The sequence below is a fragment of the Pseudomonas sp. M47T1 genome, assembly GCF_000263855.1.
Classification (GTDB): domain Bacteria; phylum Pseudomonadota; class Gammaproteobacteria; order Pseudomonadales; family Pseudomonadaceae; genus Aquipseudomonas.
This window is the reverse complement of record NZ_AJWX01000016.1, coordinates 26,656-42,715: the sequence shown is the minus strand read 5'-3', so window position 1 is coordinate 42,715 and position 16,060 is coordinate 26,656. Positions and strand designations below refer to the sequence as shown.

Below are 16,060 nucleotides of genomic sequence, written 5' to 3'. Positions count from 1 at the left end.
TGACGTTGGTCGCGTTAAGCGCCGTAGCGAGGGGGCCCCGGAGGCGAGCCCTTTTTGCTTCCTTTTTGCTGGGGCGGCGCACCGGGGCGCCTGCCAAGGGTATTTGCGTGAAGACCTTAAAAATTCACGCCTACGGTCATCGACAGAAAATCTCGGTCTTCCAGCACGTTGTAGTGGCCACCAAAAAACTGCGTATAAGCCAACTGTGCGGTGTACGTCTGTTGCACGTCCGCTGCCAAGCCAAGGGTCACGGCCTTGGCCCCTTCATTGAACAGGCCGTTGGGACCGTAGCCGCTCACATCGTGTGACCAGGCCACGCTTGGCTTGAGGTTTACGCCCTGGAATACATTGGCATAGTCCAACTGCGCCTGGGCACGGTACCCCCAGGCATTGCTGGTGACGAAACCGTGGCTGCCCGCCGTGCCAAACACCGCGTCGCGGCCCAGCCGGTCGCTGCTGGACACATCGTCCACGTGTACCCAGCCGGCCTCGGCCACCAGCGAAAGGCGCTCGGCGCCCAGCACTTCGTCGAAGTCCTGGCTCAGGCTGCTCTGCAATTGCGTGATCGCCTTGCGCTCATAGCCCTGGTTGACCTGCCCAGCGGCGCCGTAGAGCGCCTGGGTGAGGTCGGCGAGGTTGCGTTGCACCGGCGCGTCAGGGCGGTAGCTCAACTCACCGCGCCAGGTGGCGCCGGCTGCCATTACCGTGGAAAAACTGGCGCCGTACAGCTGGATGTCCTGGGGGTATTCAAGGTTATAACTGCCGGTGAGCAGGGCGGCATCCTGAGCCTGGCTGCTGCTGAGGGTGCCCAGCGCCGAGGGAATGCCCCCACCGTTTCGGGTTTGAATGAACGCCTGGCGACTGTGGTAATTCATGAAGTAGACGCCGTAGTCCACATCATCCACCAGCCAGTGCAGCGCAGTGCCCCATTGCCCACCGTCACGGGCACGATCGTCGTGGCCACGGGGAACCACCACGCCCTCGCGGGTCACTTCATAGCCTTGGCCTTGCTGGGCCGGCAGCGAGGACGCGACCGTAAAGCCGCGGCTACAGCCACGGGCAGTTATATCATCGGCGAAGTACGTACCGCAGTTTTCGGCCTGCGACGCGTCCCACTGCAACTGGTAGAAGGCATCCAGGGTCAGGGTATCGGTGAGGCTTTGCGACACATACAGCAGATTGGTCGGCAGCAAGCTGTCGGCCACTTTCTCGCCGGGCTGATGCAGGGTGGAAAGGTCCACCGGGTTGATGCTGTTGATCGAGTTGCCAATGAATACGCTCTCACCCCAGTTGACCACCTGACGCCCGACCCGCAAGGTGCCCGGCTGGTCGCCAATGCTGTAGTGGTGATAGACATAGGCATCCAGCCACTGCCCACCGGCGGCGCGGGCACCCTCTTCGCGGCCTTGGTCGCTGATAGACTTGAAGTGCTGAGCGCCGTCCATCTGGGCAAAGTCGTACCAATATCGGCCACGCACATACACGCCGCTGTCGCCGTACTTCAGGGTCAGCGCATGCTCGCCTTGCAGGCGTTTGGAGAACGCCTGGCCACGGTCGAAGTTCAGCCGTCCATCGTCACCCAGGCTGGAGTGGCCGCTACCGCCATTGCTGGCACCCACCAGGGAATGGTCGGCATCGCGCAGCCCCCAGTCAGTGGTGAAGCTGAGGCGAGTATCAAAATCGCCCTCCACGTCCCCGACGTTGAAGGGCAGTGCTTGCGCCTTGCCGGACACAGCGGCGGCGACACTGACAGCGAGGGCAAGTGCTTTGAACGGCGATCGATTTGGCGACATGGCGGGACTATTACAGTGACGGTAATAGTCATTGTCGCAAACTGCTATTTTTCAATCTACAACTAACGCTTACTATTTATTCAGTCACCAAGGGAACTAACCCGAACCCCAAGGGTTAATGATGAATTAATCTTCATTGTGTATTTTTCGATTCTGATCCCCGGCCTGCCTGGCTTGGTGACACCCTGTTCACCGACGTTGATTTGAAGCTCCTTGATCTAACGTCTTATTTGGCCGCTGTGTTACAGCGGCCTTTTTTATGCCTGCGATTTTCCGCCGCAGCCGCCAGCAGGCAGCGACCACGGCGGCCTACGCGCCAACTGAATTATGTGTTGGCACTGTCGTTCTGATACTTCTGCAAGTTTGCCATCATTTCCCGCAACGCTTCGACGTTGTCCGCCGGGTGCACCGCATCGTCGAAATTGCCAATATTCGACCATTGTTCGGCAATGTCTTCGACGGCCATGCCACGGTGCGGGTCAAAGCCCACGCCCAGGCTGCGCTCCCAGCGAACCTTGCCTACCCAACCGCCGCCCACTTCGTAAAGGCCGCCGGTATCGCTGCACTGCTCGCTGCCCAGATACACCACCAACGGGCTGACCAGTTCAGGCTTGAGCAAGTCGAATACCTGCGCAGGAATCAGCCCTTCGGTCATGCGCGTGCCGCCGGTGGGTGCGATAGCGTTGACCAGGATGTTGTGTTTGCGGCCTTCCAGCGCCAGGGTACGGGTCAGGCCATACAGCCCCATCTTGGCCATGGCGTAGTTGGATTGGCCAAAGTTGCCATAGATGCCTGACGTGGACGAAGTGAAAATCACCCGGCCGAAGTTCTGTTCGCGCAAGTGCGGCCACGCGGCATGAGTCAACTTGTAGGCACCTTGCACGTGAACTTGATACACCTGCTCCCAGTCGCTGTCCTCCATCTTGTGGAAGGACTTGTCGCGCAGGATGCCGGCGTTGTTGACCAGTACATCCACACGACCAAAGCTGTCCAGGGCCTGCTGCACGATCTTGTCGCCGTCCGTGACCGACTCGTGGCTGGCAACGGCGGTACCGCCCTCTTCGCGAATCTGCGACACCACCCGGTCCGCGGCCGACGCATTGGCACCTTCGCCATGGGCAGAGCCGCCCAGGTCATTGACTACCACCCGTGCGCCGTGCCGAGCGAACAGCAACGCGTGGGCGCGCCCCAGCCCGCCGCCAGCGCCGGTCACTATCACCACTTTATCTTCGAAACGGATGGCTTGGCTCATGTCACAACTCCTGGCAGCACAATGGTCATGTCGGCAGTGTCGTGTACGCGAGTACCAGTCACAATAAAGTCAGCCCCGTCTGAATACGCCCCGATAAGGCACGGGGATAATCCTTCGCGTGCTGCTCAGTAGTAGAGACGCTGACGCGCCTGGGCCTGCAACTGGTCCCGGAAGGCCAGGTAATGCTTGAGCACCTGCACCGGTGCTTCGGTATGCGGGTAATGGCCTATTTCCGGCAATACCACTGTGTCGGCGCGGTGAATAAGTTGACGGTAGCGGGTGACCATGTGCTTGCCGCACACTGGGTCCAGGCCACCATTGATGAAACGCATCGGCACCTTCGCATGCTGCATGGCAGTGACCCAGCGATCACGTTGCTGACGCCGCTCTATCAGGTAACCGCACAGGCGATGCAACACGCGCGTGCCCCGGTTGGCGCAAATCAGGCTCCACCAATCGTCCAGCGCGCTTTCGCTGGGGCGGGTGTGTGGCCCGTAGATCTGCGTGACGCTGTTGACCAGGGTTTCGCGGCTAAACGTGCGGCTCACCAGCCAGCCCAACGGGCTGATCAACAGTTTCTGGATCAGTACCGCGTGATGGGCCTCCGGAAAAAGCCCGCCGTTGAGGAACACGCAACTGGCTATGTTTGCCAGGCCTGACGGGTGCCGGGCCAACAACTCCTGGGCAACACTGTCGCCGTAGTCATGAGCCAGTACGTGCACCGGCTGCCGGATGCCCAGGTGCGCTAGCAATGCCTGCTGAAGGTCGGCCTGTTCAATCAGGCTGTAGGCATGATCCACCGGCTTGCTGGAATCGCCAAAGCCGAGCATGTCGCAGGCAATCAAGCGGTAGCGCTGGGCCAGTGGTTGCCACAGGTAGTGCCAATCCCAACTGGCGGTAGGAAAACCGTGCAGTAACAGCAATGGCTCGCCTTGGCCTGCCACCCAATAACGAATGTCATGGCCCTGGAAGTCGAAACTCTGGCCGCAAGTGCGCCAGGCACTCAAGGGAATTTCCCCCAGCGTCATGATGGGCCGCCCTTCCGGCAGCAAAGGCTGCGGCTGGGCGCTGCGATGAGCCCGGTCACGTACAACCGATGTCGATGGAACATGAGCTGTGGTCACGGTCATTACCTCGGCACTGTCACGTGCTCTCCTGGTGACAGGAGTCTAACCAGCCCCCAGCCCGGGGGTAATTGCGTTGGCAGCCAGCTTATTGGCCTTGCGAGTCACTTGTAAAATCAATCACATAATGGATCCCACAATAAACCGGCTTACAGCTTTTTGATGAGCTCGGCCAACCACGGCTCGGCGTCTGCCTCGGGGGTTACCGACTCACTGGCGTCCAGGCGCAGCATGTCCTGAACCTCCCTGACGCCCAACTCCATGAACAGCTCGCGCAGTTGTTCGCCGCCGCCACAGAAGGTATCGCCGTAGCTGGCATCGCCCAGCCCGATCACCGCGCCAGGCAGGCCACGCAAGGCTGCTGGCAATTGGTCGCGCAGCATCGAATACAGGGGCTGCAGGTTGTCGGGCAACTCGCCCATGCCGGTGGTGGAGGTGACGGCCAGCAGCGCCTGGGGGGCACTGGCCAACAGTTCATCAAGGCTCGCACGAGGGTTGTAGAAGGTCTCGAAACCGGCGTCTTCGAGCAGTTTGCTTGCGTGACGGGCCACTTCTTCAGCGGTGCCGTACACAGAGCCGGACAGGATGGCGACTTTCATTGCAAAGGGTCCTGGGCAACGTCAAAAAAACGATAGTAACAGGCTGGCGAATGCCGCGCCGGAGATGAACAAATGGCCTTACGCCAGCCACGGGGATGTGCCCGTGCCGTCGATCCTCTAGAATGGGGCATGGACTGTCGTGGAATACCCGAAATGATCAACGCCAAGCTATTGCAACGGATGATGGACGCCTCCAATGATGGAATTGTCGTGGCCGAACAAGAGGGCAACGACAACATTCTGATCTACGTCAATCCTGCTTTTGAACGTTTGACGGGCTATACCGCCAATGAAATCCTGTATCAGGACTGCCGCTTTCTGCAAAACGGCGATCGTGATGAAAGCGTTCTGCAGTTGATCCGCCAGGCCATCGACCAGGGCCAGCCCTGCCGGCAACGCCTGCGCAACTTCCGCAAGGACGGCACGGCATTCTGGAACGAGCTGTCGATTACCCCGGTGTACAATGAAAGCGACAAGCTGACCTATTTCATTGGCATTCAGAAGGATGTGACGGAGCAAGTGGAGGCCCAGCAACAGGTGGAGCAACTGCAACGTCAGCTGGACGAAGCCCGGGCGCAGATCGTCGCCCTGCAAAACGACCAGCGGCACTAACAAAGCACGTTCTTTGTTGTCTACTGATTGACTACCGTCTCACTTGCCCCGAGCTCGATCATGCCAGTTGATGCCCTCCTTACCCAGGATGAGCTGGATTTCATTCGCACGATGCAGCACAACCCGCAGCTCAACGTGCGGGATACCACGGCGAGCCTGCTGGTTAATGGCGGCACGCAGATCCGTGACTTGCTGACGCGCCTGGTGGCCAACGAGCAGGTAACTATCCAGGCCCAGTTCGAAAACCAGCAGATGAGTTTTCCCTTGCAACTGGTGGAAGACGAATTCCACGCCGTGCACCTCAAGCTGGGCGCGCCCAGCATCTACGAGGATGGCCCAATGGTTCGCCCATGGCGCCTGGTACTGAACACACCCGTGATGCTGGAAGATAACCGAGGGCGCCTGACTCACTACCTGGCCAGGGAAATATCCTTCAAGGGTGTGCTGCTCGAAGTGCTGAATGGCCACAAGCCGCCGCGGCGATTCTCCCTGTGGTTCAACCCGGAAGGCCACGAGCCGCTACCCTTGCGCGGCACGCTGGAGCGCAAGACCGAGCAGGGCCACTATGCCTATCGCCTGAGCCAGGACAACGCCCAGGAAACCGAGCGCCTGCGCCAATACATCCTGGCCCAGCACCGCCGCGAGCACCCGCAACTGCACGCTTGAGTTAGTTCAGGTATCCAGGTGCCCCGCCAGGTATTGCTGCAGGCGACGCTGCATCAGTCGCCCGTCACTGCCCAGGCACACCAGTTCCGTACCTACCAGCGCATCTTGTAGCAGGTCACTGGCGTCACCCGCGATCATCAGCGGGCAGTCCAGGGTCAACCCCAGCTTGCGCAGGCGCTTGGCCGTGTCAGCCCCGGGCGGATGGTTGGAGAACAGCACCATTGCCTGAGGCGCGCGCTTTTCACAGACCAGGCTCAACTCTTCCAGCGGCTGCCCCAGCCCCAATACCTGCACGGCAATGTCACTGCTGGCCATCAGCAGTGCGGCCACCAGCAACTCCAGCTCGTGGCATTGGCCGGGAACGGCCGCCAGCAGCACGGTGCTTTGCTGATGCTGGTGAGTCAGCAACTGTTGACGCTGGAGGGTGCGGGCGCGCAGGACGCTGTCCAGCAGCAGCCATTCGCTGGTCTGTCCGAAAGCGTCCTGGCGCAGCAACAATTCCTGCCATACCGGCATCAGTACGTGCTGGAACACCACCACCATGGGGTAACTGGAAAACACCTGGCCATACACCTGCTCCAGCCGACGCTCGTCGAAGGCGTGCACGGCGCGGCGTACCTGTTCCTGCCATTCGGCCCATTCGCTGCTGGCCGTCGGCCGCTGCACCGGTTCGGCCGTTACCTTCAGCGAATTGCTGCGCGCCAGGATCTTGCCAACCTTGCTGACCGCCACGCCCCGTTCGATCCAGCCCAGGATACTGCGCACCTCGTCGATGTCAGCCTGGGAATAGAGACGGTGCCCACTTTCGGTGCGCGTAGGCTGAATCAGCCCATAACGACGCTCCCAGGCACGCAGTGTCACCGGGTTGATGCCGGTCAGACGAGCCACTTCGCGAATAGGAAATAGCTCCTGGCGCAAGGCGTCGCTGGCTGCCGAAGAGGCTGAAAGGGTGTCTGACATCAGTCGGTGCGCCAAGGGCCTGGGGAATGTCTGGGCATTGTACCGCGCTTGGCACCCAGTACCCAACGGCGCAGAAACCTGACGCCAGCAAAACAGCGCTGCGTATTTTTCGCAACCGGGAATAATATGCCACGTCGCCGTGACGCAGCCCGCCCCCACAGTTTGATATTTCGCGGCAGCGCGGGGACGGTTGTACATTGCCGCCCCACTGGTATAAGTTCAAGGTAGCCCCCTGCCGCGAGCTTCTGCATGCCCCGCCCCGCCCCTATCCTGATTACCGGCGCCAGCCAGCGCGTCGGTTTGTATTGTGCCGAACGCCTGCTGGACGAAGGCCAACCGGTGATTGTCAGCTACCGCACCGAGCGCAAGGGCCTGATCCGGCTGCGCGAGCGCGGGGCAATCACGCTGTTCGGCGACTTTGACAGCGAAGCGGGCATTCTCGCGTTCATCGACACCCTGAAAAAACACACCGGCACCCTGCGCGCCATCATTCATAATGCATCGGCATGGCAGGCCGAAACACCCGGCCACGAAGCCCAGGCGTTCGCGCAGATGGTCAGCGTGCACATGCTTGCGCCGTACTTGATCAACCTGCATTGTGCCGAACTGCTGCTGGCCTGCGAGGTGGCTGACATCGTTCACATCAGCGATGACGTGACCCGCAAGGGCAGCAGCAAGCACATTGCCTATTGCGCCAGCAAGGCCGGCCTGGACAGCCTGACCCTGTCGTTCGCGGCCAAATATGCGCCGCGCATCAAGGTCAACAGCATCGCCCCGGCGCTGCTGATGTTCAATGAAGACGACGACGCGGCGTACCGCGCCAAGGCCCTGGCCAAATCGGCCATGGGCATCGAGCCAGGCCCGCAGGTGGTGTACCAGAGCCTGCGCTACCTGCTCGACAACCCCTATGTCACCGGTACTACCTTGACCGTCAACGGCGGCCGGCACGTAAAATAAGCGCACCGCGCGAGGATGTAGCCTTCATGAACTCAAGCCTGCCGCAGCACTATCGCGAAATTCTCAAGGCACTGGGTGAAGACCCCGAGCGCGAAGGCCTGCTGGACACCCCCAAGCGCGCTGCCAAGGCCATGCAGTACCTGTGTCATGGCTACGAGCAGACGCTGGAACAGATCGTCAATGGTGCGCTGTTCGCCTCCGACAATGACGAGATGGTCATTGTCCAGGACATCGAGCTGTACTCCTTGTGCGAACATCACCTGCTGCCCTTCATCGGCAAGGCTCACGTGGCCTATATTCCCACCGGCAAGGTGCTGGGGCTGTCGAAGATCGCACGCATCGTCGACATGTTCGCCCGTCGCCTGCAGATCCAGGAAAACCTCACCCGCCAGATTGCCGAGGCGGTGCGCGACGTGACCGGGGCGGCTGGCGTGGCGGTGGTGATCGAGGCCAAGCACATGTGCATGATGATGCGCGGGGTAGAGAAACAGAACTCGGTGATGAACACCTCGGTGATGCTCGGCGCCTTCCGGGACTCGAGCACCACCCGCCAGGAATTCCTGCAATTGATTGGACGGAGCAAGTAGCAATGCCACAACTGGAGCCAGGAATGGCGCGCATCCGGGTCAAGGACCTGTGCTTGCGCACCTTTATCGGAATCAACGAGGACGAGATCCTCAACAAGCAGGATGTGCTGATCAACCTCACCATTCTGTACGCCGCCCAAGAGGCGGTGCGTGACAACGACATTGATCACGCGCTGAACTACCGCACCATCACCAAGGCGGTGATCCAGCACGTGGAAGGCAACCGATTCGCCTTGCTGGAGCGCCTGACCCAGGAACTGCTCGACCTGGTGATGGCCAACGAGGCCGTGCTGTACGCCGAAGTCGAAGTCGATAAACCCCATGCCCTGCGCTTTGCCGAGTCGGTGTCCATCACCCTGGCCGCGCGGCGCTGAACGGAACCTGCCATGAACGATCAACAACGCCTGGAACTTGAAGCCGCGGCCTTCCGCCGCCTGGTGCAGCACCTGGGCAAACGCACCGACGTGCAGAACATCGACCTGATGAACCTTGCCGGCTTCTGCCGCAACTGCCTGTCCAAATGGTACAAGGCCGAAGCCGATGAGCGTCAGATCGACGTCAGCCTCGATGACGCCCGCGAAGTGGTGTACGGCATGCCGTACAACCAGTGGAAAGATCTTTATCAGAAAGAAGCCAGCGCCGACCAACAAGCGGCGTTCGCCAAAGGAAAAACACAATGACTGACCTGAACACCCTGCGCACTCGGCTCGCCAGTGGCGAACACGTTTTTGCCGACACCCTGGCGTTCGTGGCCGCGCACTATGACTACCAGCCACAGGCCTTCACCAACGGCGAACTGGAAAACGCCGCGGGCCAGAACGAAGGCTCGTGCAAGACCCTGGGCCTGGCCGTGCTGGAAGGCCTGAGCGACCAGGAAGCCTTGCTGGCGTTCGGCGAGCACTACCGTTCGGTGGTGGCCACGCCGGAAGGCAGCGACCACGGCAACATTCGCAACCTGATCGCCCATGGCCTGGGCGGGGTGAAGTTTGCCGTGCAGCCGCTGACGCACAAGGGCTGAATCCCGCCCACAAAAAAACCGGCCGCGATGGCCGGTTTTTTGTGCCTGAATCACTACCTCAGAGGCCTGTTGCCCGCTCCCACAGGACTTCAGCGTCCTGAGAGCGCAGCCATCAGAACGACGCGTTCTGCAGGCCGTCCAGGTAGCGTTCCACGTCCAGCGCGGCCATGCAGCCGGCACCGGCCGAGGTGATGGCCTGACGATACACGTGGTCGGCCACGTCGCCGGCGGCGAACACGCCTTCCACGCTGGTGGCGGTGGCGTTGCCTTCACGGCCACCGGCAACCACCATGTAGCCGTCCTTCAATGCCAATTGGCCTTCGAAGAGCGCGGTGTTCGGCGTGTGGCCGATGGCGATGAACACGCCGTCCACTTTCAGCTCGTCGAAGGTGCCGTCGTTGTTCTTCAGGCGCGCACCGGTCACGCCCATGTTGTCACCCAGCACTTCGTCCAGGGTAGCGTTGAGCTTGAGCTCGATCTTGCCTTCGGCCACACGGGCGTGCAGCTTGTCGATCAGGATCTTCTCGGCGCGGAAGGTTTCGCGACGGTGTACCAGGGTCACCTTGCTGGCGATGTTAGCCAGGTACAGCGCCTCTTCGACCGCCGTGTTGCCACCACCGACAACGGCCACCGGCTTGTTGCGGTAGAAGAAACCGTCGCAGGTAGCGCAGGCGGAAACGCCCTTGCCCATGAAGGTTTCTTCCGACGGCAGGCCCAGGTAGCGAGCGCTGGCGCCTGTAGCGATGATCAGCGCGTCGCAGGTGTAGGTGCCGCTGTCGCCGGTCAGCGAGAAAGGCTTGCCGGCCAGGTCAACCGAGTTGATGTGGTCGAAGACGATTTCAGTCTCGAACCGCTCGGCGTGCTCGCGCATGCGCTCCATCAACGCCGGGCCGGTCAGGCCGTGGACGTCGCCCGGCCAGTTGTCGACTTCGGTGGTGGTGGTCAGTTGACCGCCCGCCTGCATGCCGGTGATCAGCAGCGGCTTGAGGTTGGCGCGGGCTGCATAGACGGCAGCGCTATAACCGGCAGGGCCGGAACCGAGGATAATCACTCGGGAATGACGTGCTTCAGACATGGCTGACTCCTTTGGACCCCGACATTGTAGCGTCAGGCTCGCAATACCGGCGAACCGGCTGGAATTAAAAAAGGACGGCTGAAACCTTGGGGAAGGCTATTGCTCACCCGTCCTGGAAACTGCTTACAGGCTGGCGGCGTTCTCGGCCAGGTAATCGGCCACGCCCTTGGCGTCGGCCTTCATGCCTTTCTGGCCTGGGCGCCAGCCCGCCGGGCACACTTCGCCATACTGCTCGGTGAACTGCAGGGCTTCTACCAGGCGCACCATCTCGTCAACTTCACGGCCCAGCGGCAGGTTGTTGACAACCTGGTGCTGCACCACGCCCTTCTGGTCGATCAGGAACGAGGCACGCAGGGCCACGCCGTCTTCGTGCTCGATACCGTAGGCACGGGTGATTTCGTGCTTGACGTCGGCCACCATGGTGAACTCGACTTCACCGATGCCGCCTTTCTCAACCGGGGTGCTGCGCCAGGCGTAGTGGGTGAACTGCGAGTCAACGGAAACGCCAACCACTTCCACACCCAGCTCGCGGAACTTCGCCATGCGGTTATTATGCGCAATGATCTCGGACGGGCACACGAAGGTGAAGTCCAGAGGCCAGAAGAACAGCACTACATACTTGCCATGCAGCGAGGACAGCTTGAAGCTGTCGACGATCGAACCATCACCCAGTACGGCCGGGGCGTCGAAGTCGGGGGCCTGCTTGTTGACCAGAATGCTCATGGGAACTCCTTGAAGTTTAAGATCGGGAAGGGTTGGAAATTTGATGTGCGCACTGTAGCGAGAGCAGCAAGGGTAAGGAAATATCGTTTCACAATCCACCTCATAGCCCCTCTCTATACGTGTGAGCATGCCGCAGCGGGGCTTTGTTACAGTGCATTTCCTGGCCGCGACTTCACTTTCCCGCTACGCCCAAAGCCGGTAATGTCGGCCCGATTTCCCCACGGAGCACACTATGCAAGCCCCTGTCCTGTCCGGCCCGCAGTACCTGCGTGAAGGCCTGAAGCTGGTTTTGAGCCCCGGCCTGCGGCTATTTGTCCTGCTGCCGCTGGCCATCAACCTGGTGCTGTTCGTTGGCCTGATCTATTTTGCCGGCCATGCGTTCGGCCAGTGGGTGGACCACCTGATGCCCACCCTGCCCTCGTGGCTGAACTTCCTGAGCTATATCCTGTGGCCGCTGTTCGTGGCGCTGGTGGTGCTGATGGTGTTCTTCTGCTTCACCATGGTCGCCAATATCGTGGCCGCGCCGTTCAACAGCTTTCTGGCGGAGAAGGTGGAAATCGTGGTGCGCGGCAAGGATGACTTCCCGCCGTTCAAGTGGCGCGACCTGGCCAGCGAAGTGCCCCGCACCATGAGCCGCGAGATGCGCAAGCTGGGTTACTTCCTGCCGCGCACGCTGGCGCTGTTCGTGCTGTCGCTGATTCCGGTGGTGAATGTGGTGGCGGCGCCGTTGTGGCTGCTGTTCGGTGTGTGGATGATGGCCATCCAGTACATCGACTACCCGGCGGATAACCACAAGATGAGCTGGCCCGATATGCTTGCCTGGCTGCGGGAAAAACGCTGGCAGAGCCTGGGTTTCGGCGGCATCGTTTACCTGGTGTTGCTGATACCGCTGGTGAACCTGCTGATGATGCCCGCCGCCGTGGCCGGCGCCACCCTGTTCTGGGTGCGCGAACGCGGCTGAACGCCACCCCTCGCAGGGGCTGCCGCCAGGCTGCGAAGGCGCGCAACGCGGGCCCGCGTTCGACATAACAGCGCCGAATGTCCTACGAACCTTTTCGCAGGCTGGCGGCAGCTCCGGGATGTCGCGCTAGGCGGAATCGGCCCAGTAGGCCAGCAGGATGAACAACCACACCAGCACGCCCGGCACCAGGCACAGGTAATCCACCCAGTGCAGTCGCGAATTGCTTTCGCCCAGCGGGTCATCGGCGGCAAAGTTGAGCAGTTGCTGGCCCTTGCACACCGCCAAGCCCTGCACCACCAGCATGGCCAGGCAACCCAGGTCGGTCAACGGGTAGCCAATGTCGTTGCGCGCCATGCCGTTGAACAGCAGCCCAAGCACCGTTGCCGCGACAAAACGGTTGGCCCAGCGCTCGGGCGGTTCGATGGAGTGCATGCCGCGCTCGCGCAGCAGGTCCTCGGCACGAAACAGCAAGGCATGGGTGAAGAACAGCGGCAGCAAGCCACGGGCCAGCGGCGAAACGTTGGCACCGGTAGCGCGCTGGTAGCGTCGCCAGTTCCTCCACGACCAGTACACCAGGTACAGGCCGAGGCTGGCGAAGAACAAGGTCAAAAACTTCGCATCTGAAACGGTGTAGAACGCGGGCTCCCTGACCGCTGGCATACGCAGATCCGCCTGAGGCGGCGCGTAAAGGTTATCGGACATGGCGATCACCCGAATGCGCGCAGGTTGTTTCTAAACACTAGGCGATTTGCAGGCGCCCGTTGGCCGTCATGAATTTGTCATTGACCTGCCACAACCTCGCAATCGCCTGATCCGACACTCATTCCATGACCACACCATCGCTGCGCATCACCCTGGTTACTGAAACCTTTCCATCCGAAATCAACGGTGTGGCCAACACCCTTGGCCGCCTGAGCGAAGGTTTGCGCGCACGCGGCCATCAGGTCGAGATTGTTCGCCCCCGGCAAAATATCGACGAACGGGGCCAAGTCGACGACCAAGTGCTGCTGTGCCGTGGCTGGCCACTGCCGGGCTACCCAGGCCTGCAATGGGGCCAGGCATCGATGCACAAACTGCTGCGACGCTGGCGCCGGGTGCGCCCCGACGTGTTGTACATCGCCACGCAAGGCCCGCTCGGCCTGAACGCGCTGCGCGCGGCACGACGGCTGAAAATTGCCGTGGTCAGCGGCTTCCACACCAATTTTCAGCAATACACCCGCGAATACGGCCTGGGCCTGCTGACGAGGCTGCTCACTGGCTACCTGCGCTGGTTCCACAACCGTACGCAATTGACCCTTGTGCCCAGCGCTACCCAGCGCCAGAGCCTGGAGCGCCGCGGTTTCGAGCGCCTGGCCTTACTGTCCCGCGGGGTGGATAGCCAGCTGTTCAGCCCGGCTCGCCGCTGCCAGGGCCTGCGCGAAAGCTGGGGCCTGGGGCCTGAGGACATCGCCCTGATTCACGTAGGCAGGCTGGCGGCGGAAAAAAACCTCGGCCTGCTCAAACGCTGCCTCGACACGCTGCAACTGAACTACCCGCTGCACCGCCTGCGCCTGGTCATCGTCGGCGACGGGCCGCAACGCGCTGCCCTGGAACAGCAAATGCCTGAAGCGATTTTCTGTGGCGCCAAGCGTGGCGAGGAACTGGCCACGCACTACGCCAGCGGCGACGTGTTCCTGTTTCCCAGCTTGAGCGAGACCTTCGGCAACGTGGTACTGGAAGCCCTGGCGTCGGGGTTGGGGGTGGTGGCCTACGACGAGGCTGCGGCCGGCCAGCACATTCGCCATGGCCATAACGGCGCGCTGGCAATGCCTGGCGACGAAGAAGCATTTTTTGATGCTGCCGGCTGGCTGCTGGAAGACAGTGAAACCCTGCGCCGCATTCGCCTCAATGCCCGTCAGCACGCCCGCCGCCAGGGCTGGGCAGCGATCATCGAGCAGTTTGAAAGCCAATTGCGCGGCGCCTGTCAGGCCGCCGCGCAGCGCATGAGTGGTTTTGCGATCAAACCAGGCTCGTCAACGCTTCACGGCTGAAGGGCAGAATGTCCTGTTCACGGCCGTCACGTACTTTAGCGGCCCAGTCGGGATCCACCAGCAACGCACGGCCCACCGCCACCAAGTCGAACTCATCGGCGGCCAGGCGCTTGAGCAGGTTCTCAAGGCTGGCCGGCTGCGCGACCCTGTCGGTATCCACCATGAACTGCAGGAACTCGCCGTCCAGGCCCACGCTGCCCACGGTGATGGTCGGCTTGCCGGTCAATTGGCGGGTCCAGCCGGCGAGGTTGAGGTCGGAACCGTCGAACTCGGGCTCCCAGAAACGTCGCGTGGAGCAGTGGAAAATGTCCACGCCAGCGTCGGCCAGCGGCGCGAGGAACTCGCCCAGAGCCTCGGAGGTTTGCACCAGCCGGGCACTGTAGTCCTGCTGCTTCCACTGAGAAAAGCGGAAGATGATCGGGAAGTCGGGGGCGGTTGCCGCACGTACGGCGCGGATCAGCTCGATGGCAAAACGCGACCGCTTGGCCAGGCTGCCACCGTACTCATCATCGCGCTGGTTGGTGCCTTCCCAGAAGAACTGGTCGATCAGGTAACCGTGGGCTCCGTGGATCTCCACGCCATCCATGCCAATGGCCTTGGCATCGGCGGCGGCCTGGGCGAAGGCAGCGATCACATCGGCAACGTCCTCATGGGTCATGCCGTGCACCAGCTCCTTGCCATCCTTGACCTTGCCCACCGGGCCATAGCCGGGCACATTGGCGTCCGGCTCGGTGCCCAGGCGGCGCACATTGCCTACATGCCAGAGCTGCGGCACGATCTTGCCGCCTTCGGCGTGCACGGCGTCCACCACCTTCTTCCAGCCGGCCAGCGCATCAACGCCGTAGAAACGCGGCACATGCGGGTAGCCGTTGGCCGCCTTGTGGCCCACGGTGGTGCCTTCAGTGACGATCAGGCCAACGCCTGCGGCCGCGCGCCGGCGGTAATACTCCACCACCTTGGCAGTGGGCACGCCGCCTGGCGAGAACGAACGAGTCATGGGTGCCATGACCACGCGGTTCGGCAGTTGCAGGGCACCCAGCTGGAATGGCTTGAACAGAGCGTTGACCGACATGCGCAGATCCTCTGAAAGAAGGCTCAAAGAATCGCAGCATAAAACGCCGCCATCGTCGCTTACAGCACTATTGATCTGCGTGATAACAGCCGCTTGCCGGGCACAGGGGCCCGGTGGCGTGCGAGTCAGGCCAGGGCTTTCTCAATGGCATGCACCACCGTGGGGTCGTCAGGCGTGGTGCGTGGCGAGAACCGCGCCAGCACGCGGCCATCCTTGCCTACCAGGAACTTCTCGAAGTTCCAGGTGATGTCGCCTGGAAACTCCGCACCCTCGCCTGCCAGTAACTGGTAAAGGCGATGACGGCCATGGCCATTGACCTCAAGCTTGGCGCTCAGCGGAAAGGTGACGCCGTAGTTCAGGCTGCAGAATTGCTGAATATCCTGCTCGCTGCCCGGCTCCTGCCCGGCGAACTGGTTGCACGGCAGGCCCAGCACGCTGAAGCCCTTGTCCTTGTAGGTTTGATACAGGTTCTCCAAGGCGGCGTATTGCGGCGTCAGGCCACATTTGGACGCCACATTGACCACCAACACCACCTTGCCCTTGAAGGGCGCCAGGGGCAGTTCCTGGCCATCGAGCGCCTGCAGTTTAAGGTCGTGGAAAATACTCATGACGGACTCCCCTATCCAAATCC

At 61.5% G+C, this 16,060-nt stretch carries 19 protein-coding genes; 9 read left to right on the top strand and 10 right to left on the bottom strand.

Annotated features, from left to right (window positions below; all coding sequences use genetic code 11):
• Positions 1–116: 116 nt before the first annotated feature.
• From PMM47T1_RS17190 to PMM47T1_RS17175, 4 genes are all read right to left on the bottom strand, one after another.
• A complete protein-coding gene (locus tag PMM47T1_RS17190; RefSeq protein ID WP_008371193.1) occupies positions 117–1,793 on the bottom strand; it encodes a DUF1302 domain-containing protein in 1,677 nt (558 codons plus the stop codon).
• Positions 1,794–2,118: 325 nt separating this feature from the next.
• Positions 2,119–3,045: an SDR family oxidoreductase gene (locus PMM47T1_RS17185; RefSeq protein ID WP_008371191.1), complete on the bottom strand. Its 927-nt coding sequence runs from the start codon at positions 3,043–3,045 to the stop codon at positions 2,119–2,121.
• A gap of 125 nt (positions 3,046–3,170) precedes the next feature.
• On the bottom strand, positions 3,171–4,073 hold the full coding sequence (locus tag PMM47T1_RS17180; protein ID WP_008371189.1) for an alpha/beta fold hydrolase: 903 nt from the start codon (positions 4,071–4,073) through the stop codon (positions 3,171–3,173).
• Between the two features lie 245 nt (positions 4,074–4,318).
• Positions 4,319–4,768: a flavodoxin gene (locus tag PMM47T1_RS17175; RefSeq protein ID WP_008371187.1), complete on the bottom strand. Its 450-nt coding sequence runs from the start codon at positions 4,766–4,768 to the stop codon at positions 4,319–4,321.
• A gap of 153 nt (positions 4,769–4,921) precedes the next feature.
• Between PMM47T1_RS17175 and PMM47T1_RS17170 the strand changes: the two genes are divergently transcribed.
• Entirely contained in the window at positions 4,922–5,380 is a 459-nt protein-coding gene (locus PMM47T1_RS17170; protein WP_008371185.1) for a PAS domain S-box protein, read from the top strand.
• Between the two features lie 60 nt (positions 5,381–5,440).
• The gene (locus PMM47T1_RS17165; protein WP_008371183.1) at positions 5,441–6,046 is read left to right on the top strand and encodes a hypothetical protein; all 606 of its coding nucleotides are present in this window, start codon (positions 5,441–5,443) and stop codon (positions 6,044–6,046) included.
• A 6-nt stretch (positions 6,047–6,052) separates the two neighbouring features.
• Here PMM47T1_RS17165 and PMM47T1_RS17160 read toward each other — a convergent pair whose 3' ends face one another.
• Positions 6,053–7,006, bottom strand: coding sequence for a MerR family transcriptional regulator (locus PMM47T1_RS17160; protein ID WP_008371180.1), 954 nt, complete (start codon positions 7,004–7,006; stop codon positions 6,053–6,055).
• Positions 7,007–7,255: 249 nt separating this feature from the next.
• Here PMM47T1_RS17160 and folM point away from each other — a divergent pair, with 249 nt between their 5' ends.
• Genes folM through PMM47T1_RS17135 form a run of 5 tightly spaced genes read left to right on the top strand, consistent with a single transcriptional unit; the run spans position 7,256 to position 9,568 of the window.
• Positions 7,256–7,963, top strand: coding sequence for a dihydromonapterin reductase (gene folM, locus PMM47T1_RS17155; protein WP_008371178.1), 708 nt, complete (start codon positions 7,256–7,258; stop codon positions 7,961–7,963).
• 26 nt (positions 7,964–7,989) lie between these two features.
• A complete protein-coding gene (gene folE, locus PMM47T1_RS17150) occupies positions 7,990–8,550 on the top strand; it encodes a GTP cyclohydrolase I FolE (RefSeq protein WP_008371176.1) in 561 nt (186 codons plus the stop codon).
• A 2-nt stretch (positions 8,551–8,552) separates the two neighbouring features.
• On the top strand, positions 8,553–8,924 hold the full coding sequence (folX, locus tag PMM47T1_RS17145; RefSeq protein WP_008371174.1) for a dihydroneopterin triphosphate 2'-epimerase: 372 nt from the start codon (positions 8,553–8,555) through the stop codon (positions 8,922–8,924).
• Between the two features lie 12 nt (positions 8,925–8,936).
• Positions 8,937–9,230 carry a DUF1244 domain-containing protein gene (locus tag PMM47T1_RS17140; RefSeq protein ID WP_008371173.1) on the top strand — a complete coding sequence of 98 codons (294 nt, stop codon included), beginning with the start codon at positions 8,937–8,939 and terminating at the stop codon, positions 9,228–9,230.
• Entirely contained in the window at positions 9,227–9,568 is a 342-nt protein-coding gene (locus tag PMM47T1_RS17135; RefSeq protein WP_008371170.1) for a HopJ type III effector protein, read from the top strand. Before PMM47T1_RS17140 ends, PMM47T1_RS17135 begins: the two co-directional genes overlap by 4 nt.
• Positions 9,569–9,680: 112 nt before the next feature.
• Here PMM47T1_RS17135 and trxB read toward each other — a convergent pair whose 3' ends face one another.
• Together trxB and PMM47T1_RS17125 are read right to left on the bottom strand one after the other, a co-directional pair.
• Positions 9,681–10,643 (bottom strand): thioredoxin-disulfide reductase, encoded by a 963-nt coding sequence (gene trxB, locus PMM47T1_RS17130; protein WP_008371168.1) that lies wholly within the window; start codon positions 10,641–10,643, stop codon positions 9,681–9,683.
• Between the two features lie 123 nt (positions 10,644–10,766).
• Positions 10,767–11,366, bottom strand: a complete 600-nt coding sequence (locus PMM47T1_RS17125) for a peroxiredoxin (protein WP_008371165.1) — start codon at positions 11,364–11,366, stop codon at positions 10,767–10,769.
• Positions 11,367–11,598: 232 nt separating this feature from the next.
• Here PMM47T1_RS17125 and cysZ point away from each other — a divergent pair, with 232 nt between their 5' ends.
• Complete coding sequence (gene cysZ, locus PMM47T1_RS17120; protein ID WP_008371163.1) at positions 11,599–12,327, top strand: sulfate transporter CysZ; 729 nt, start codon at positions 11,599–11,601, stop codon at positions 12,325–12,327.
• A 126-nt stretch (positions 12,328–12,453) separates the two neighbouring features.
• Here the strand turns inward: cysZ and PMM47T1_RS17115 are convergent, their stop codons facing one another.
• The gene (locus PMM47T1_RS17115; protein WP_157213041.1) at positions 12,454–13,029 is read right to left on the bottom strand and encodes a hypothetical protein; all 576 of its coding nucleotides are present in this window, start codon (positions 13,027–13,029) and stop codon (positions 12,454–12,456) included.
• A gap of 125 nt (positions 13,030–13,154) precedes the next feature.
• Here PMM47T1_RS17115 and PMM47T1_RS17110 point away from each other — a divergent pair, with 125 nt between their 5' ends.
• A complete protein-coding gene (locus tag PMM47T1_RS17110) occupies positions 13,155–14,357 on the top strand; it encodes a glycosyltransferase family 4 protein (protein ID WP_008371159.1) in 1,203 nt (400 codons plus the stop codon).
• Here PMM47T1_RS17110 and PMM47T1_RS17105 read toward each other — a convergent pair.
• On the bottom strand, positions 14,326–15,429 hold the full coding sequence (locus PMM47T1_RS17105) for an NADH:flavin oxidoreductase (RefSeq protein WP_008371157.1): 1,104 nt from the start codon (positions 15,427–15,429) through the stop codon (positions 14,326–14,328). The genes PMM47T1_RS17110 and PMM47T1_RS17105 overlap by 32 nt on opposite strands.
• Before the next feature lie 125 nt (positions 15,430–15,554).
• Positions 15,555–16,037 carry a glutathione peroxidase gene (locus tag PMM47T1_RS17100; RefSeq protein ID WP_008371155.1) on the bottom strand — a complete coding sequence of 161 codons (483 nt, stop codon included), beginning with the start codon at positions 16,035–16,037 and terminating at the stop codon, positions 15,555–15,557.
• Between the last annotated feature and the right edge of the window lie 23 nt (positions 16,038–16,060).